The sequence below is a fragment of the Pseudomonas siliginis genome, assembly GCF_024072275.1.
GTDB lineage: Bacteria > Pseudomonadota > Gammaproteobacteria > Pseudomonadales > Pseudomonadaceae > Aquipseudomonas > Aquipseudomonas siliginis.
In genome coordinates, this window is record NZ_CP099598.1 from 2,441,699 (window position 1) to 2,459,171 (window position 17,473).

Sequence of the window (17,473 nt, forward strand, 5' to 3'; positions counted from 1 at the left end):
AGAGGAGTGGCAGCACCTGCCGCTCCTTTTTTATTCATGCATAGCTGCATCATATGCAGCAATGAACTGCATTCAGGCTGGGTTGTTCGTTGAATGCTGAGCTTTCAGACTGAGCTCAACGGCTAACGAATGAATGGAGATGACCATGGCCAATGCAATCCGCTTCACCGCAACGGGCGCACCGGATGTCCTGCAATTGCACACTGTCAGCGAACAGACCCCCGGGGCCGGCGAGGTCTGGCTGGAGCAAGCGGCGGTGGGCGTCAATTACCTCGATGTCAGCCAGCGCAAAGGTGCAGTGCCGGTGGCGTTGCCTTCGGGGTTGGGTCTGGAAGGCGCGGGTCGGGTGGCAGCGGTCGGTGCCGGTGTGAGCAATGTCCGCGTCGGCGATCGAGTTGCTTATGCCACTGGCCCCTTGGGTGGTTACGCCTCGGCGCGGCTGTTTCCGGCGGAGCGTCTGGTGAAGATCCCCAATGAGTTGTCGTTCGAAGATGCGGCGGCGGTGTTGTTCAAAGGCATCACCGCGCAGTATCTGCTGAAGGCGACTTATCCGGTCGGGCCGGGCACGACAATGCTGGTTTACGGCGTCGCGGGAGGTCTGGGGGAAATCATGGTGCCATGGGCCAAACACCTTGGCGCAACGGTGATCGGTGTGGTGTCGAAGCAGGCCAGTGTCGACAAGGCTCGCGCGTCCGGTTGTGACGAAGTGTTGGTGTTCGATGCCGAAACCCTCGCCGCCGATGTGTTGCGTATCACCGAGGGGCGCAAGGTCGACGTGGTGTATGACCCGATTGGTCGGGTGTCTTTTCAGGCCTCGCTGGACAGCTTGCGCCCACGCGGATTGATGGTCTCGTTCGGCGCGCAGACCGGCGCGCCGGCGGCGGTGGAAATGGCCACGCTGAACGCCAAGGGCTCGCTGTTCCTGACCCGTCCGTCGCTGGCCGCGCACACCACCACGACAGCCGAATATCAGGAGCGCGCGCAAGACGTGCTGGCTGCGGTGTCCGCCGGTATCATCACGCCGCAAATTCGCGCGCGGTATTCATTGGCCGACGCGGCACAAGCGCATGCCGATCTCGAGGCAGGCCGATCATCAGGGGCGATCATTTTAAAACCATGAATCTGGATGTTCTGAGCAACCCGCACAGCGATGAAATCGCTGCTTTCCTGGCCGTCGCCGCGCAAGGCTCGTTTGTCGCGGCGGGGCGTTTGTTGCAGCGTCATCCGACCATCGTTTCCAAGCGCCTCGCGGCGATGGAGAAGCGACTGGGCGTGCGGTTGGTGGAACGCTCGACGCGACACGTGCGTATCACCGAGGCCGGCCTGCAACTTGAACAACGCTTGCGCGCGGCCGTCGAGTTGATGAACGAAGCGCAGCAACAAACGGTGCAGGGCGCCAGCGAAGTACGCGGCACCTTGCGCCTGGCGTTGCCGGCGGCGATGGGGCGCTTGTGGCTGGGGCCGCTGCTGCCCGAATTTCTCAAGGCCCATCCGCAGGTTTCGCTGGTGGCCGATTACAGCGAAGGTCTGGTCGACATCATCGAGCAGGGCTTCGACGCGGCTATTCGCATCGGCGAGCTGGACGATAATCGGCTGATCGCGAAAAAGCTCAGCGACCATCGACGGATTCTCTGCGCATCGCCGGCCTACATCGAGGCCCATGGCATGCCGCAGACACCACAGGATCTGCTGCAGCACAATTGCCTGCGCTTCAGTGGGCTGGCGTCGTTCCCGCTGTGGCGCCTGCATCGCGGCAACGAGGTGCAGACCATCACGCCCCACGGCAACCTGACTGCCAGCGACAGCGAATCCCTGCTCGCCGCCGCCCGCGCCGACGCCGGCATACTCGGTGCTGGCGACTGGCTGATGAGCCGCGATCTGGCGGCAGGTCGGTTGATTCACGTTCTGCCCGACTGGCATCTGGATTCGGCGGGCGGCGTTTATCTGGTCAGGCCGTCATCGCGGTTTCCAGCGGCGGCGGTGGTGGCGTTCAAGGAGTGGATTGAATCCAAATTCGATCCGGCGCCACCTTGGGCGGTTTGATCACAACCTGCATCAAGACCGACACTGACCCTGTGGGAGCGAGCCTGCTCGCGAAAGCGCAGTGTCAGTCATAGATGATGTGGCTGACCTGACGCCTTCGCGAGCAGGCTCGCTCTCACAGGTTTCGTGGCTTGTTCAGGAATTGCCGAACATACGTATATCCAATGTGGGAGCGAGGGCCAGTTTGGGCGCACAAAAAAAGCCCGGCATTGCCGCCGGGCTTCGGTGTCTTCAACACTTCAAGCGGCGATCTTGTTGGCCGCCATTTCCTTTTTGTGGCTCGCCTTCATGGCTTCCATTTGCGCGCCCAGTTCCTCGAGCTTGGCCTTGCCCAGAAGCTTCTGCGCTTTCGGGAACATTTCCTCTTCTTCCTCTTCGATGTGGTGCTCCAGCAGTTCCTTGACCACTTTGACCCGACCGGCAAATTCCGGGCTGCCTGGATCGGTTTCTTTCAGATCAGGCAGTACCAGCGAATCCACGGTGCGGTGCTCTTCCTTGGCTTCGTAATACATGATGTCTTCTTCCTTGCTGCCGGCTTCCTTGAACGCAGGGTAGAGAATCTCTTCTTCGAGGCGGGTGTGGATGGTGATTTCCATTTCCAGTTTGCCCAGCAACTCGACGCGTTTTTTCAGCGCGCGGTCGGTGGATTCACTCAGTTGGCTGAGGATGGCTTTTACTTTTTCATGGTCGGCTTTGAGAAGGTCGATGGCATTCATTTTTTGAGGCCTCTGCTTTTCACGGATTGAACACAGCGTTCTTTTTTTCGCGCTGCTGTGTATTCAGGAAGAGGCTATCGCAGGACTCATGCCAACTCGCCGATCAAGCGCAACCCTTGTAAATCAAGGGCTGGCATCGAAGCAGGCACAATGCTTTCGTGCAGCCTGCAAGAAATCCGCGCGGCGGGCATTGCATATAACAAGCCCAGCAAAAGCCGGGCTGTGGTGATACTTCAGACGGGCCTGCACCCGTGGGTCACCGGTTAGCCTGGGAAGGCGAAATGCGACCGACATGCTTGGGTCCCGCCAACGCCCAGGCGATCAGGCCGAACAGCGGCACGAACACGATCAGCACGATCCACACGCCTTTACTACTGGATTTCCCCTCGCTTTTACGCACCCGGTTAATGGCCCAAAGCTCGATCAGCACAAGAATGACCGCCAATACGATCCACACGGTTTCGATTTGCATAGGCTTAGCTCCTGATGGTCTGTGCGTTAGGCGACGAGAGGGGCGTTGGGTTCATTCTTTTTGCCTTGGACAAGCGGGCGGGGTGATACCCGGTTGCAAAATAAATGTCTGATCGCCGCTGCGGCCTATATCCTCTGCGCCACGTTTGGGCTGAAACAGGGACAGGGCAATGGCATTCAGGGTGATGGTCGTCGGTGGCTACGGCAATTTCGGCAGTATCGTTTGTCGGCATCTGGCGCTCATGCCAGAGATTGAACTGCTGTTGTCGGGCCGCGATGCGCGCAAGTTGCAGGGCAAGGTCGCTGAGCTGCAAGCGCAATCAGGCCGTCCGTGCGAAGGGTGGTGCGGCGATGCAATGGGCGCAGGTTTTCAAGCGGCGTTGCGAGAGTTGAATGTTCAGTTGGTGGTGCACACCGGCGGGCCGTTTCAGGGGCAATCCTACGCAGTTGCTGAAAGCTGCATCGGCGCCGGTGTGAATTATTGCGATCTGGCTGACTGCCGCACCTTCGTCAACGGCATTGATGTGCTCGACGCCCGCGCCAGGGAGGCTGGTGTGGCCGTGCTCAGCGGTTGCAGTTCGGTGCCGACCTTGTCTTCGGCGATCATCGATCAGCAGCGCTCACGTTTTGCGCGAATCGATTCGATCGAGCATGGCATTTCCTCCTCGGCGAAGATGCCGGGGCTGTCCACGGTCGAAGGCGTACTCGCCTATGCCGGTAAGCCGATCAAACAATTGAAGCACGGCCAGGTACACGAAGTGCTGGGCTGGCTCGATCTGACTTTGCGCACGATGCCGCAACTGGGCACGCGTGTGCTGGCCAATGTCGATGTGCCGGACATGGATATTTTCGCTCGCCGCTATGGCGCACAGACGCTGCGCTTCAAGGCTGGCGCCGGCCTGAAGCTCGGCGGCGTTGCCAACGCCTTGCTGGCGCAGGCCTTGCGCTTCGGGCTGGTGCGCGATCATGTGCGCTGGGCGGCGCGCCTGCATCGCCTGGGTACGTGGTTCGAACGTTTCGGTGATGGCAAAAGCGCGATGTACATCGATGTTCGCGGCATCGGTGTCGAAGGCCAGCCGCTGAGCATGACCGCGCAACTCACCGCACTGAATGACAAAGGCCCGGAAATCCCCAGCTGCGCCGCCGTCGCCCTGGCAATCAAAATGGCGCGGGGTTATGCACCGCAACCTGGTGCGCGGCCGTGTGTTGGCGAAATCAGCGTTGAGGAATATCTGGCGGCGATCAACGATCCGGCCAACTTGAGCCTGTCGGTTCAATTCTCCGATGGGCAGCGTTGAGATGCTCTATCTCTGCCTGAAGTACCTGCATGTAATCGCGGCGATTTTCCTCTTCGGTTTCGGCATGGGTTCCTACCTCTACCTGATCGCCGCCAGCCGCAGCGGCAACCCGCAAGTGATCGCCCATGTCGCAAGGATGGTGGTGCGTTTCGATACGTGGATCACCACGCCGGCAGGGATTGTTCAGGTCATCACCGGCTATCTGCTGATGCGGCTTTCCGGGCTTTCGATGAGCAGTGAGTGGCTGCTGACGTCGCTGATCATTTTCTTCTGCGTAGGCGCACTGTGGCTGCCTGTACTGGTATTGCAAAAGCGTCTGCAGAAGATGGCGCTGAGCGCGGGCGAGGGCGGCCTGCCTCTGGATGATCGCTTTGCAAGCACTTACCGCTGGTGGTTCTGGATGGGCATTGCCGGGTTCGCCGGGATGTTTGTCATCGTGCTGATGATGGTGACGAAGATGACGCCGGTGCAACTGGTCGGGTTAACCGTGGGCTTTTAGAAAGCGGCCTTCATGATCCGCTGTTGGCAGCAGACAAGTGTCGTACCTGCCGAACAGCCGATAGCGGTTCAGCGCGATTCGATCGTAAGCCCAGTCACGCAGGCGGCGCGGGAAAATCCGCAGCAGTTTCAGCGGCTGCCAGCGCCCTGGCAGTTGCCCGACCACTTCGAGAAACGCATCCGAGCGTTCCCAGAACTGCCGGTCGCGGATCACCGCCATGGTGTCGAACTCATCCAGGGGCAAACCGGCCCACGCCAGCAAGGCCTGGCCTTCGGGCGATTGCACGGTCGCCAGACGCACATGGCGCTGATGGTCATGGCGAATCAGGAAGCGCGCCCAGCCGTTGCACAGTTTGCACACGCCGTCGAACAGCACCACGGTTTCGCCTGGCTTGAGCAATGGCGCGGGGGTGGGGCGGGTTTTCATGGCAGGCATCGGCGGATGTCCTTCGGCGGTTGTCGCGATCATAACCTCGATCATTGGCCTACAGGAGTGGATCGCGGCGGTATTGGCCCGGCGATATGCCGTGCACGCGGCGGAAGGCAGCGCCAAACGCCGCGTCGGACAGATAGCCCAGTGAAGCAGCAATGGTCGCCACAGTGTCCCGGCCATTGCGCAAGCGAAACGCGGCCACGCGCATCCGCCAGCGCGTGGCATATTCGACCGGCGCTACACCCATGCAAGTTTTGAATAACGCGGCGAAACCTGATCGCGACATGCAAGCAATCTCGGCCATTTGCGTCAGGCGCCAAGGTTTTTCCGGGGCACCGTGAACGGCGCGCAAGACGCCGGCAATTGCCGGTTCCCGTAGTCCGCCCAGCCAGGACAATTGTTCGGCATCCGCGCTGTTGATGTGATGGCGCAGCGCATGGATGAAGATCAGCCGCAGCAGGTCGTTGCACATCGCCTGCGAGCCGGCCTGGTGTGATGGCCACTCGCGCTCCAGTTCATCCAGCAGCCAACCGAACGACGAGGCACCTGTGGCCTCGGCGCGAATGATCAGCGAGGTCGGCAGCACGTCGAGCAGTTCGGTAGCGCCGGGTCCCGATAGCGACACGCTGCCGCCCAGCAGCTCGACTTCCTCGCCGACGCCAAAGGTCGCCGAGGCGCCGTCATGGGCAAAAACATCCACGGCATTCACCGCCTCGACGTCGGCGCCGCTGGCCAGAATGAACGGCGTGCGCGACACCACAAAACAGTCGCCGGCCCGCAGCAACTGCGCCGGCAAGCCCTGCATGCGCAACCAGCATTCGCCTCGTCGCACCACGTTGAATTTCAGTTCGATGGGTTGAAATCGCAGCGCCCAGACGCCTCCCGCTTGCAAGCGAACCGAGCAGGCTGCTTGCAACTCGGAGAGTGCCAATACGGCAGAAAGCGGATCGCCAGCAGGATTTTGGATGATCACGACAGAAACCTGGATTTATCAGACTGGTTCGTCCGTAGAGCTTAGCCAAGAATGAAGGCCTTCGGTAGCTCACTCAGGATTAACGCTCATGGCTACACTCCAACAACCTGTGCAATCACCGTTCAACGCCGCGAGCACAGCGGCTGAAGTCATGGCCGGCATCGATCTGCGCGGGCAGCTCGCGGTGGTCACCGGCGGCTATTCCGGCCTGGGTCTGCTGACGGTGAAAAGCCTCGCGGCGGCAGGAGCGCAGGTCATTGTGCCGGCCAGAGATACGGAGCGGGCAGAGGTGGCATTGGCGGGTGTTGAAGGTGTCCGCGTGACGCCCATGGACCTGTTGCAGGCTGAATCGGTGGCGGCGTTCAGCCAAAGCGTGGTCAGCGCGGGTCAGCCAGTGTCATTGCTGATCAACTGCGCCGGAGTCATGGCCGCGCCGTTGCTGCGCGATGCCGATGGCCATGAAAGCCAGTTCGCGACCAATCACTTGGGCCACTATCGCCTGACCTGCGGCCTTTGGCCGGCGCTGGTCAAAGCTGGACAGGCGCGGGTGTTGTCAGTGTCATCGCGCGGGCATCAGATTGCCGGGGTGGACTTTGCCGACATCGATTTCCTGCAACGGCCGTATGACAAATGGGTCGCGTATGGTCAGTCGAAAACGGCCAATGCCTTGTTCGCCATGGCGCTCGATCGTCGCGGGCGCAGTCATGGCGTTCGTGCGTTCTCATTGCATCCGGGGCAGATTCTGACGGATCTGGCACGGCACCTCAGCACAGCGGAACTTGCCGCATTCGATGCGCTGGATGAGCAGGGCCGGCCACGGCTGGATGCCCACAACGGTCTGAAAACGCTGGAGCAGGGCGCCGCGACGGGATTGTGGTGTGCGACCAGTGCATTGCTTGCGGATTTGGGTGGCGTGTATTGCGAAGACTGCAATGTTGCGCCGATCAATCAACCTGAAGCGGGCCGCAAGGGCGTTGCGCAATGGGCGGCGGATGCTGAGCTGGCTGAGCGACTTTGGGCGGTTTCGGAGCAATGGACGGGGCTCACGGTGGCATAAATCGAGTCAAAGGACAAAAGCCCCTCACCCTAACCCTCTCCCGAAGGGAGAGGGGACTGACCGAGGTGTTTAGTAGAAATTCGCCGACCTGAAATACCGGGTCGAACTCAGTTCTTGAACAGCACCCAAATCGGCTCCCTCTCCCTCGGGAGAGGGCTGGGGTGAGGGGCTGCTCGATAGAGTTACTCTCCCAGCTTCGCCCAGAATTCCTCCGCCGAAGGGCTGATCGGTGCGGTCGGGCGAGTCAGGTGTATTTCCAGTGGAATGTCCCAACTGTCATCCAGCGCCCTGACCAGGCGCCCGTCGGCCATTTCCTGTTCGGTCAGGCTTTTCGGCAGCCAGGCGACGCCTTTGCTTTCCAGCGCCATCGACATCAGCACTGCCGCCAGATGGCTGCTGAACAGCGGTTTCAAATGCAGATAATCGGCCTTGCCGTGTAGCCTGTGGGCGACGATTCGGCCCAGGCCGGATTCGTGGGTGTAGGCCAGATAGGGCAGGGTTTCAGGCGATGTGTCGAACTGGGCTGAAGCACTCGCCAGCGGCACAAGTACGTCCTCGCCGACCTTCTTGCCAATGAACTGATCAGGCGCCAGTAATGGCGGAACGTCGGGGTGGCGATGACACAACAGAAATTGCACCTGACCATGAATCAGCATCTGTTCGCACACGGCCATGCTGTCGGAATGCAGGCGAACCGCGTCGATCGGCGCGCCACTTTCGGCGCTGCGCAACCAGCGTGGGAAGAAGGTGAATGACAGCGAGTGAGTGGCAGCAAACTGCAAGGTTTTCGCCGCCATGCCAGCCACTTCCTGGGCCTCGGAGCGCATGCGGTAAAGGCGTCTGGCCGCTTCCTGAGCGCTGGGCAAAATCTGCCTGCCGGCCTCGGTCAGCGTCGCACCCTGCGGAGTGCGCACGAACAATTCCGCACCCATCCAGTTCTCCAGCGAGCGCACTCGGCGACTGAACGCCGGCTGCGTCACATGGCGCGCTTCGGCGGCCCGGACAAAGCTGCCGTACTCGGCCAGCGCTGAAAAATCCTCAAGCCAAACCAGTTCCAAGGGCAATGCCTCCTGTGCATAGGGCGCGGCATTAATAGCATTGGGCGGGTGTCGTCGCAACGCATAACGTTGGCCCACCACAACAAGAGGAACCCGTCATGCGTATCGTCGATATCCGTGAAAAAACCGTCTCCATTGCTTCCCCGATCGCCAATGCCTACATCGACTTTTCGAAGATGACCTGCTCGGTCGTCGCGGTCATTACCGACGTGATTCGCGATGGTAAGCCGGTCATCGGTTACGGTTTCAACTCTAACGGTCGCTACGGTCAGGGCGCGTTGATGCGCGATCGTTTTCTGGCGCGGATCACCGAGGCCGATCCGGAAACCCTGATCGATCACGAGAACAATAACCTCGATCCGTTCGCCATCTGGAAAACCCTGATGACCAACGAAAAACCGGGCGGGCATGGCGAGCGTTCGGTAGCGGTCGGCACCATCGATATGGCGGTGTGGGACGCGGTGGCGAAGATCGAAGGCAAGCCGCTGTATCGCCTGCTTGCCGATCGTTATCGCAATGGCGTTGCCGATGACAAGGTCTGGGTGTATGCGGCGGGTGGTTATTACTACCCGGGCAAGGACCAGACCAAGCTCAAGGCCGAAATGCAGAGCTACCTGGACCGTGGCTACGACGTGGTCAAGATGAAGATTGGCGCGGTGCCGCTGGACGAAGATATCCGCCGCATTGAGGCGGTGCTCGAAGTGGTGGGCGACGGCCAGCGCCTGGCGGTCGATGCCAACGGCCGCTTCGATCTGCAGACCGGTATCGCCTACGCCGAAGCGATCAAGAAGTACAACCTGTTCTGGTACGAAGAAGTCGGCGACCCGCTGGATTATGCGCTCCAGGCCGAGCTGGCCAATCACTACGAACTGCCGATGGCCACTGGGGAAAACCTGTTCTCTCACCAGGACGCCCGCAACCTGTTGCGCCACGGCGGCATGCGCCCTGACCGCGATTACCTGCAATTCGACTGTGCGCTGTCCTACGGTCTCGTCGAGTACATGCGGACCCTAAAAGTGATGGAAGAGCTGGGTTGGTCTTCGCGCCGCGTGGTGCCACATGGCGGTCACCAGATGTCGCTGAACATCGCCGCTGGTCTGCACCTGGGCGGCAACGAATCGTACCCGGACGTGTTCCAGCCGTTCGGCGGGTTTGCCGATGGCATCCGCGTGGAAAACGGCTACGTCGGGCTGCCGGATATTCCGGGGGTAGGCTTCGAAGCCAAATCTGCGCTGTATGCCGTCATGCGCGAACTGGGCGAGGGCTGATTCGGTTTCATCTGCGGCCTCGATTTCCGAGGCCGCACCTTCAGGCGTCATCCTCGACGCCAAAGCCACATGCCCACCACAACAATAAAATGAGGTGCTTCCGTGGAAACTTCAAAATCACGCTGGTACAGCCAGCTCTATGTGCAAGTGCTGATCGGCATCGTCATCGGCGCTGCCATCGGATACTTCGTGCCGGACATCGGCGCCAAGCTGCAGCCGTTTGCCGACGGTTTCATCAAACTGATCAAGATGCTCCTGGCGCCGATCATTTTCGGCACGGTAGTGGTCGGTATCGCCAAGATGGGCAGCATCAAGGAGGTCGGCCGCATCGGTGTGAAAGCGCTGATCTACTTCGAGATTCTTTCCACCATCGCACTGGTGGTAGGCCTGATCGTAGTCAACGTGGTCAAGCCCGGCGCCGGCATGAACATCAACGCCGGCACCCTCGATGGCAGCGCTGTCAACAAATACAGCCAGGCGGCGAGCGAGCAGGGCGGTCTGGTCGAATTCTTCCTCAATATCATTCCGCACACCTTCCTCGGCGCTTTCTCCAATGGCGTCATGCTGCAAGTGATTCTGTTGTCGGTGCTGATGGGCGTCGCCTTGGTGCAAATGGGCGAAACCAGCAAACCGCTGATCAACACCATCGATCTGTTCCTGCAAGGTCTGTTCAAAATCGTCGCGATGGTCATGCGTCTGGCGCCGTTGGGAGCGGGCGCTGGCATGGCGTTCACTATCGGCAAATACGGCATCGGCACGTTGCTGTCGCTGGGGCAGTTGCTGGTCGCGTTGTACATCACCACGCTGATTTTCATCGTCGTTGTATTGGGCGCGGTGGCGCGATGGTCGGGCATGCCGCTGATGCAGTTTCTGCGTTATTTCAAAGATGAAATCCTGATCACCCTAGGCACCTGTTCGACCGAAGCGGTACTGCCGCGAATGATGGTCAAACTGGAAAAGCTCGGCTGCAAGAAATCCGTGGTCGGCATGGTCCTGCCGACGGGCTACACGTTCAACGCGGACGGCACCTGCATCTACCTGACCATGGCAGCAATCTTCATCGCCCAAGCGACCAACACGCCGCTGACCTTCATGGATCAGATGATTCTGCTCGGCGTATTTCTACTCACGTCCAAGGGCTCGGCCGGGGTGGCGGGAGCAGGGTTCGTGACACTCGCGGCCACGCTCACCACCATTCACTCCATACCTCTGGTGGGCCTGGTGTTGCTGTTGGGCATCGACCGCTTCCTCAACGAGGCGCGAGCGGTGACCAACCTGATCGGCAACGGCATTGGCACCATCGCCATTGCCAAATGGGACAAGTCGTTCGATGTCGAAGCGTGCGAGCGGGAAATCGCCGCCATGAAGCAGGACAAGGCAGCGCGCAAGTCGCTGCTTGTGCATAAGTGATTCGGGCAACGTGAGCGCTTGATTGGCCTGCCGACGCGTACAGGTTTCAAGTCAGTTCAAAGGTTATGGACTGGGGGCGGGACGATGAGAATTGGCGCACTGACGAAAACCAGTCGGTGCTGGCACGCCACCAATCCCCAGCCATGCCAAAAAACCTGTGGGAGCGAGCTTGCTCGCGAAGGGGCCAGAACGGTCAACACGGATGGCGACCGGCAGAGCGCTTTCGCGAGCAAGCCCGTTTCCACAGTAGGTTGCGCGATTGCTGTCACAACAGTTGGCGATGTTCTTTCGCACCGGACAGTACAAGCAGTGGATTGCAAAACGTTCGCTATGAACCGTCAGGCCGGACCTGAACCCTCTACGTACGTCTGGATGACCTCATCCCAAGGCGGCGTTGCAGGGAACAACTCAAGCAAAAACGCCGTGAACGCTTTGACATTCGGGCTACCGCGACGGCTCTCCGGCCACAACGCGGTAATGGCGAAGCGTTCGACGGTGAACTGTGGCAGCACCGGGACCAGTTCGCCCCGACGAACATAAGCCGCCGCTACGTAGTGCGGCGAAATACCGATGCCGCCGCCGGCAGCCAGCACCGCCGCGACCGCATCGCTGGCATCAACGGTGAAGGCCGCGTCGGGTGCCAGTTCCAACTGTCTGTCACCGGCTAGATACGGCCAGCGCAAACTCTGCCCGGTGCTTTGATAGCGGAAATTCACGCACTCATGCTCGGCGAGATCCTCGGCCGTAAGCGGAGTACCCTTGCGCTGCAGATAGTCCGGTGATGCGAACGCACCGATTCGATGCGGGCCCAGCGGGCGAGAAATCAGTCGCGAATCCGCAAGATTGCCAACCCGAACCGCGACGTCGATGCCTTGTTCGATGAGGTCGGCATACTGATCGCCGAGTCGTAGATCGATCGTCACCTTTGGATATTGCTCGCGAAATCTCGGCAGGGCCGGCGCGAGGATATTCAGTCCAATCGGCAACGGCGCGGTGACCTTCAATACGCCCGATGGCTCAGCGCGTGAAGCAACGGCGGCCTGATCGATGTCTTCGACTTCGCGCAGAATCCGCAGCGCCCGTTCGTATAGATCACGGCCCTCCGGGGTGAGTACCAGCGAGCGCGTGGTGCGAGTAAACAGCATCAGGCCGAAATGCTCTTCGAGCCGTTGCACGCTTTTGCTGATGGCCGAGGGCGACACCGACAGTGCCCGAGCGGCAGCCGTGTAGCTGCCCAGCGAAGCCGCTCGTGCAAAGGCGATGAGCCCGGTTAAACGATCCAATCCAATTTGTGCCTTCATGGCACTAGTAAAGCGACTTCTGGCCCAATTATCAATGTGGCTTCCAAAACGTAGTCTTTGCCCATCGAACGCCATTCAGGTGTTCCAGACGGAGACTCAGCATGAACATCAGCCAAACCCTGCCTTCCACACTCACCGACAAAACCGTGGTCATTTTCGGCGGCACCTCCGGCATCGGCCTGGCCGCTGCGGTGCAAGCGAAAGCCGCTGGCGCCAAGGTCATCGTCATCGGCTCGAACGCTGCACGTGCCGAGCAGGCCGCCAGCGAGCACGGGCTCGATGGCTGGCGCGCGGCCGACGTGACCGATAGCCAGGCTCTCGATACTGCACTGGCCGATATCCTTCAGGTCGATCACCTCGTTCTGCTCGCCGGCACGTTTGTCGCTGGCACCGCGCGCGCGGCTGATCTCGATTATCTGCACCGCGCGTTCGACGAACGCATCTGGGCATCGATCAATGCGATTCGGGTCCTTGGCGACAGGCTGGCAAAAGACGGCTCGATCACGTTTATCTCCGGTTCTCTCGCTGATCGCCCGAATGCCTACGGCACCGCCGTACTCGCCGCCGCCTCGGCAGCCATGGAAGCACTGGCTCGCGGTCTGGCCCTTGAGTTGGCACCGGTGCGAGTCAACACGCTTTCGCCCGGCCCGATCAACACCCCGATTCTGGGCAAGGCACTGGGCGAGGGGCGGGATGCATTTGTCGCTTCTCTTGAGCAGGTGCTGCCCCTGCATCGCCTCGGCACAGCTGCAGAAGCGGGCGCGGCAGTGGTTTTCCTGATGAGCAACACCTTCATGAACGGCGCCGTGCTCAACATCGACGGCGGCGCACGCCTGGTTTGATCCTGCCCACCTTTTTGAGAGCCTGAACATGGCATCGTTATTTGATTCCGTGCGCCTCGGCGCGCTCGATTTGCCCAACCGCATCCTGATGGCACCGATGACCCGCGCGCGCGGCACTCGCGAGCACGTCCCGACCGAGATGATGGTCGAGTATTACCGCCAGCGCGCCAGTGCCGGCCTGATCATTTCCGAAGCGATCGGCATCAGCCAGCAAGGTCTGGGCTGGCCGTATGCGACAGGCATTTGGTCGGCCGAACAGGTCGCCGGCTGGCGCAAGGTCACCGATGCCGTGCATGGCGCTGGCGGCCGGATCATCGCGCAGCTCTGGCACATGGGCCGGGTCGTGCACCCGAGTTTCCTTGGCGGCGGCCAGCCGGTTTCCGCATCGGTCACCACCGCGCCGGGACAGGCGCATACGTACGCCGGCAAGCAGCCGTATACACCGGCGCGTGCGTTGCCGCTGGAAGAAATTCCCGCACTGCTGGAAGACTTTCGTCAGGCCACTCGCAACGCAATCGAGGCGGGTTTCGATGGCGTGCAGATCCACGCCGCCAACGGCTATCTGCTCGACCAGTTCCTGCGCGACAGCGACAATTTTCGCACCGATGCGTACGGCGGCTCGATCAACAACCGTATCCGCTTGCTCAAGGAAGTGACCGAGGCGGTGGCCGAAGTCATCGGCGCCGACCGCACTGGCGTGCGCTTGACTCCAAGCAGCTACGAGCAGGGCATCCGCGACAGCGATCCCGAAGCGCTGTTCATCCGCGCCGCCGAAGTGCTGTCAGCGATTGGCATCGCTCATCTGGAAGTCCGCGAACCACCGCTGGACGGCACCTTCGGCAAGTCCGAACGCCCGCCACTGGCCGGGATGATTCGCGACGTGTTCAAAGGCGTGCTGATCCTCAATTCGGACTACGGTTTCGCCAGGGCACAAGCGCAACTGGATGCCGGGCTCGCCGATGCGATTGCGTTTGGACGGCCGTTTATAGCCAATCCGGATCTGCCGCTGAGATTCGCTCGGCAGTTGCCATTGGCGGAAAGCGAAATGAGCACTTGGTTCAGCCAGGGTTGGGAAGGGTATGGGGATTATCCGGCGGTGGATGGCGTTTGAATGTAGCGTCGGTGCCAGCCGCCGTGGCAGTGGATGCCCTGACGGGCTGGCCAGAACCCGGAAAAGCACGCTTAAGCCAGTCGCAAGAGACGGTTCACGCCGTTGATAGGAAAAAGTGAGGCCTGTGATCAGGCCTCATTTGCGTTTTACCAACTCACCTGCAACGTTTCAACGCCGCGCCGTACGCGTACTCACATCCACCCAGACCGCCAGCACCAGAATGCTGCCCTTGACGATCATCTGCCAGTAACTGTCGACGTCGAGCATCGACATGCCGTTATCCAGGCTGGTGATCACCAGTGCGCCGAGGAGGGCGCCGTAGACGGTGCCGGAGCCGCCGCGCATGGAGGTGCCGCCGATGAAGCAGGCGGCGATGGCGTCGAGTTCGCCCATGCTGCCGGCGGAGGGTGAGCCGGCGGCGAGGCGTGCGGTGTTGACCACGCCGGCGAGGGCGCACATCACGCCCATGATGCCGAAGATCCACAGCTTGACCGCCTGCACATTAATGCCCGACAGGCGCGTCGCTTCCATGTTGCTGCCGACCGAATAGACCCGGCGGCCGAACACAGTCTGGCTGGTGACGTAGCTGAACACGCCGAGCAGAATCAGCAACAGCAGCACCGGCACGGGAATGCCGTCATAGCTGTTGAGGGTCTGGACGAAACCGGCCAGCACCGCGCCGATCACCAGCACGCGCACAACATCACGCACCAGCGAATGCGCCGCCAGGCCATGCAGGGCGCGATTGCGTCGTTGTTTCCAGGTCAGGAACACCGTCAGTACAAACAGCAGCACACCCAGGCCAGTGCCGATCGCGTGGGGCAGATAACCCTGGCCGACGTAGACCAGCTCCGGCGAAACCGGGGCGATGGTGGTGCCGCCGGTGATCCCCAGCAAAATGCCGCGAAACGCCAACATGCCGCCCAGGCCGACGATAAAGGACGGGATGCGCAAGTACGCCGCCATGTAGCCGTTGGCGAGGCCGATCATCAGGCCGCACAGGGCGACCAGACTCAGATTCGCCAGCAGCGGAATGTGATAGACCACGTCGAGTATCGCCGCGAGGCCGCCGAGCAGGCCGAGCAATGAACCCACCGACAAATCGATCTCGCCGCTGATGATCACCAGCACCATGCCGCAGGCCAGAATTCCGGTAATCGACATCTGCCGCAGCAGGTTGGAAAGGTTGCGCGGGGTGAGGAAGCCGCCCTCGGTCTGCCAGCTGAAGAACAGCCAGATCAGCACCACGGCAAATACCAGCGCGAGCATCTTGTAGCGGGTGAACAGTTGTTTGACCTGATTCATTTACGCGGTTTTCCGATCATTATTGTTATGGCTGCCCGGCTGGCTGAGGGCGGCGGCGAGTACCTGTTCCTGGGTCAGCTCATGGTTGACGAAATCGCCGCGCAACTGGCCTTCGCCGATCACCAGCACGCGGTCGGAGACGCCGAGCACTTCGGCCAGTTCCGACGAAACCATGATGATCGACACGCCTTCGGCGGCCAGCGCGCCCATCAATTTGTAGATCTCGTACTTGGCACCGACGTCCACGCCTCGGGTCGGCTCGTCGAGAATCAGTACGCGCGGTTTGGCCAGCAGCATTTTCGCCAGCACGGCTTTCTGCTGATTGCCGCCCGACAGGCTGGTGATCGGCAGGGATGGACTTGCGGTCTTCAGATGCAGACGGGAGATTTCCCGGTCGATGCAGCCCAGCTCGGCTTCGGCATCGATGCGGGTCATTTTCGAATAGCTCTCGAGCACGGCGAGGGTGATGTTCTGACCGACACCGAGATCCGGAATGATGCCCTGGCGCTTGCGATCTTCGGGCACCAGGCACAGGCCGGCGCGGATCGCTTTCAGCGGCGTGCGCGTGTCGATTGGCTGGCCGTCCAGCCAGACTTCGCCCTCGTGGCGGCCGGGGTAGGCGCCGAACAGTGCGGTGACCAGTTCGGTGCGGCCGGCCCCGACCAGCCCGGCAATGCCAAGAATCTCGCCGCGCTTGAGGCTGAAGGAGATGTCGTCGACCCGTTTACGCTTGGGGTTGTCGACGTCGTAGCAAGTGATGTGGCGCGCCTCGAAAATCACCTCGCCAATCTCGTGCGGCTCGCTGGGGTAGAGGTTGCTCATTTCGCGGCCGACCATCTGCGTGATGATCTGTGGAATGTCCATGTCGGCCATGGCGGTGGTGGCGATGTGTTTGCCGTCGCGGATCACTGAAATCGTGTCGCACACGGCGGCGACTTCATCGAGCTTGTGCGAGATGTAGACGCAGGCGACGCCCTTGGCTTTGAGGTCGCGGATGATGTCCAGCAGCACTTCGATTTCCGAGCGGCTCAGGGCTGAGGAGGGTTCGTCGAGAATCAGCAGGCGCGCCTGTTTGTTCAGGGCCTTGGCGATTTCCACCAGTTGCTGATAACCGCCGCCATACTGCGAAACCGGCAGCGACACGTTCATGTCCGGCACTTTCAATTCCCGCATCAAGGCTTCGGCACGATGGATCATCGCCGGGTAGTTCATGCGCCCGCCGGGCAGCGTCAGCTCATGGCCCATGAAGATGTTATCGGCGACCGACAGGTCGGGAACCAACGTCAGTTCCTGATGGATGATGACGATGCCGGCGGCTTCGGTTTCGCTGATCGATTGCGCCCGGAGCGGTTGCCCGTCCCAGAGGATTTCACCGTCCCAGGTGCCATGGGGATAGACCGCAGAAAGGATCTTCATCAGCGTCGACTTGCCGGCGCCATTCTCGCCGCACAGGCCCACGCATTCACCGGGCCGGACCTTGATGTCGATGCCGTTGAGCGCTTTGACACCGCCGAAGGTTTTGACGATGCCGTTCATTTGCAGCAGATAGTCGGACATGGAAAAGGCTCGTATACCAGGGACTCAAACACCACTGAACCTGTGTGGGAGCGAGCCTGCTCGCGAAGGGGCCTTTTCAGACAGAGCTTTACTGACTGACACTCCGCTTTCGCGAGCAGGCTCGCTCCCACA

The 17,473-nt window shown here is 60.8% G+C and carries 17 protein-coding genes; 9 read left to right on the forward strand and 8 right to left on the reverse strand.

Annotated elements, in window-relative coordinates; genetic code table 11:
* Positions 1 to 145 precede the first annotated feature (145 nt).
* Together NF676_RS11435 and NF676_RS11440 are read left to right on the forward strand one after the other, a co-directional pair.
* A complete protein-coding gene (locus NF676_RS11435) occupies positions 146 to 1,120 on the forward strand; it encodes a quinone oxidoreductase family protein (protein WP_252887723.1) in 975 nt (324 codons plus the stop codon).
* On the forward strand, positions 1,117 to 2,043 hold the full coding sequence (locus NF676_RS11440) for a LysR family transcriptional regulator (protein ID WP_252887724.1): 927 nt from the start codon (positions 1,117 to 1,119) through the stop codon (positions 2,041 to 2,043). Before NF676_RS11435 ends, NF676_RS11440 begins: the two co-directional genes overlap by 4 nt.
* A 239-nt stretch (positions 2,044 to 2,282) precedes the next feature.
* Here the strand turns inward: NF676_RS11440 and NF676_RS11445 are convergent, their stop codons facing one another.
* A complete protein-coding gene (locus NF676_RS11445) occupies positions 2,283 to 2,759 on the reverse strand; it encodes a PA2171 family ribosome-binding persister protein (RefSeq protein WP_016774305.1) in 477 nt (158 codons plus the stop codon).
* Positions 2,760 to 3,015: 256 nt separating this feature from the next.
* Positions 3,016 to 3,231 carry a PLD nuclease N-terminal domain-containing protein gene (locus tag NF676_RS11450; RefSeq protein WP_041480553.1) on the reverse strand — a complete coding sequence of 72 codons (216 nt, stop codon included), beginning with the start codon at positions 3,229 to 3,231 and terminating at the stop codon, positions 3,016 to 3,018.
* Between the two features lie 169 nt (positions 3,232 to 3,400).
* On the opposite strand from NF676_RS11450, the gene NF676_RS11455 reads away from it, so the two are divergent.
* Together NF676_RS11455 and NF676_RS11460 are read left to right on the forward strand one after the other, a co-directional pair.
* Positions 3,401 to 4,528, forward strand: coding sequence for a saccharopine dehydrogenase family protein (locus NF676_RS11455; RefSeq protein ID WP_252887725.1), 1,128 nt, complete (start codon positions 3,401 to 3,403; stop codon positions 4,526 to 4,528).
* 1 nt (position 4,529) lies between these two features.
* A complete protein-coding gene (locus NF676_RS11460) occupies positions 4,530 to 5,027 on the forward strand; it encodes a DUF2269 family protein (protein ID WP_252877912.1) in 498 nt (165 codons plus the stop codon).
* On the opposite strand, the gene NF676_RS11465 is transcribed toward NF676_RS11460, so the two are convergent.
* Entirely contained in the window at positions 5,010 to 5,462 is a 453-nt protein-coding gene (locus NF676_RS11465; protein ID WP_252887959.1) for a thiol-disulfide oxidoreductase DCC family protein, read from the reverse strand. The genes NF676_RS11460 and NF676_RS11465 overlap by 18 nt on opposite strands.
* Before the next feature lie 49 nt (positions 5,463 to 5,511).
* Positions 5,512 to 6,432 carry an AraC family transcriptional regulator gene (locus NF676_RS11470; protein ID WP_252887726.1) on the reverse strand — a complete coding sequence of 307 codons (921 nt, stop codon included), beginning with the start codon at positions 6,430 to 6,432 and terminating at the stop codon, positions 5,512 to 5,514.
* 88 nt (positions 6,433 to 6,520) lie between these two features.
* On the opposite strand from NF676_RS11470, the gene NF676_RS11475 reads away from it, so the two are divergent.
* Positions 6,521 to 7,489 carry an oxidoreductase gene (locus NF676_RS11475; RefSeq protein WP_252887727.1) on the forward strand — a complete coding sequence of 323 codons (969 nt, stop codon included), beginning with the start codon at positions 6,521 to 6,523 and terminating at the stop codon, positions 7,487 to 7,489.
* Positions 7,490 to 7,671: 182 nt separating this feature from the next.
* Here the strand turns inward: NF676_RS11475 and NF676_RS11480 are convergent, their stop codons facing one another.
* Positions 7,672 to 8,547: a LysR family transcriptional regulator gene (locus NF676_RS11480; protein ID WP_252887728.1), complete on the reverse strand. Its 876-nt coding sequence runs from the start codon at positions 8,545 to 8,547 to the stop codon at positions 7,672 to 7,674.
* A gap of 98 nt (positions 8,548 to 8,645) precedes the next feature.
* On the opposite strand from NF676_RS11480, the gene NF676_RS11485 reads away from it, so the two are divergent.
* Both NF676_RS11485 and dctA read left to right on the forward strand, forming a co-directional pair.
* On the forward strand, positions 8,646 to 9,815 hold the full coding sequence (locus NF676_RS11485) for a mandelate racemase/muconate lactonizing enzyme family protein (protein ID WP_252883610.1): 1,170 nt from the start codon (positions 8,646 to 8,648) through the stop codon (positions 9,813 to 9,815).
* 102 nt (positions 9,816 to 9,917) lie between these two features.
* The gene (gene dctA / locus NF676_RS11490; protein ID WP_042610193.1) at positions 9,918 to 11,225 is read left to right on the forward strand and encodes a C4-dicarboxylate transporter DctA; all 1,308 of its coding nucleotides are present in this window, start codon (positions 9,918 to 9,920) and stop codon (positions 11,223 to 11,225) included.
* A 338-nt stretch (positions 11,226 to 11,563) separates the two neighbouring features.
* Here dctA and NF676_RS11495 read toward each other — a convergent pair whose 3' ends face one another.
* Positions 11,564 to 12,601: a LysR family transcriptional regulator gene (locus tag NF676_RS11495; RefSeq protein ID WP_236708157.1), complete on the reverse strand. Its 1,038-nt coding sequence runs from the start codon at positions 12,599 to 12,601 to the stop codon at positions 11,564 to 11,566.
* A gap of 26 nt (positions 12,602 to 12,627) precedes the next feature.
* On the opposite strand from NF676_RS11495, the gene NF676_RS11500 reads away from it, so the two are divergent.
* Both NF676_RS11500 and NF676_RS11505 read left to right on the forward strand, forming a co-directional pair.
* Entirely contained in the window at positions 12,628 to 13,368 is a 741-nt protein-coding gene (locus tag NF676_RS11500) for an SDR family oxidoreductase (protein WP_252887729.1), read from the forward strand.
* A 28-nt stretch (positions 13,369 to 13,396) separates the two neighbouring features.
* Positions 13,397 to 14,479, forward strand: coding sequence for an alkene reductase (locus NF676_RS11505; RefSeq protein WP_252887730.1), 1,083 nt, complete (start codon positions 13,397 to 13,399; stop codon positions 14,477 to 14,479).
* Positions 14,480 to 14,647: 168 nt separating this feature from the next.
* Here the strand turns inward: NF676_RS11505 and NF676_RS11510 are convergent, their stop codons facing one another.
* Both NF676_RS11510 and xylG read right to left on the reverse strand, forming a co-directional pair.
* Complete coding sequence (locus NF676_RS11510; RefSeq protein WP_016774325.1) at positions 14,648 to 15,784, reverse strand: sugar ABC transporter permease; 1,137 nt, start codon at positions 15,782 to 15,784, stop codon at positions 14,648 to 14,650.
* Positions 15,785 to 17,341, reverse strand: a complete 1,557-nt coding sequence (gene xylG / locus NF676_RS11515) for a D-xylose ABC transporter ATP-binding protein (protein WP_252887731.1) — start codon at positions 17,339 to 17,341, stop codon at positions 15,785 to 15,787. It lies immediately after the preceding gene.
* Between the last annotated feature and the right edge of the window lie 132 nt (positions 17,342 to 17,473).

Bases quoted from the DNA above. Each gene is read 5' to 3' on its own strand.
- NF676_RS11485 (WP_252883610.1), top strand. From the start codon at position 8,646: ATGCGTATCGTCGATATCCGTGAAAAAACCGTCTCCATTGCTTCCCCG.
- NF676_RS11505 (WP_252887730.1), top strand. From the start codon at position 13,397: ATGGCATCGTTATTTGATTCCGTGCGCCTCGGCGCGCTCGATTTGCCC.
- NF676_RS11475 (WP_252887727.1), top strand. From the start codon at position 6,521: ATGGCTACACTCCAACAACCTGTGCAATCACCGTTCAACGCCGCGAGC.
- xylG (WP_252887731.1), bottom strand. From the start codon at position 17,341: ATGTCCGACTATCTGCTGCAAATGAACGGCATCGTCAAAACCTTCGGC.
- NF676_RS11440 (WP_252887724.1), top strand. From the start codon at position 1,117: ATGAATCTGGATGTTCTGAGCAACCCGCACAGCGATGAAATCGCTGCT.
- NF676_RS11495 (WP_236708157.1), bottom strand. From the start codon at position 12,601: ATGGCGTTCGATGGGCAAAGACTACGTTTTGGAAGCCACATTGATAAT.
- NF676_RS11435 (WP_252887723.1), top strand. From the start codon at position 146: ATGGCCAATGCAATCCGCTTCACCGCAACGGGCGCACCGGATGTCCTG.
- NF676_RS11460 (WP_252877912.1), top strand. From the start codon at position 4,530: ATGCTCTATCTCTGCCTGAAGTACCTGCATGTAATCGCGGCGATTTTC.
- NF676_RS11445 (WP_016774305.1), bottom strand. From the start codon at position 2,759: ATGAATGCCATCGACCTTCTCAAAGCCGACCATGAAAAAGTAAAAGCC.
- NF676_RS11510 (WP_016774325.1), bottom strand. From the start codon at position 15,784: ATGAATCAGGTCAAACAACTGTTCACCCGCTACAAGATGCTCGCGCTG.
- NF676_RS11500 (WP_252887729.1), top strand. From the start codon at position 12,628: ATGAACATCAGCCAAACCCTGCCTTCCACACTCACCGACAAAACCGTG.
- NF676_RS11450 (WP_041480553.1), bottom strand. From the start codon at position 3,231: ATGCAAATCGAAACCGTGTGGATCGTATTGGCGGTCATTCTTGTGCTG.
- NF676_RS11465 (WP_252887959.1), bottom strand. From the start codon at position 5,462: ATGCCTGCCATGAAAACCCGCCCCACCCCCGCGCCATTGCTCAAGCCA.
- NF676_RS11455 (WP_252887725.1), top strand. From the start codon at position 3,401: ATGGCATTCAGGGTGATGGTCGTCGGTGGCTACGGCAATTTCGGCAGT.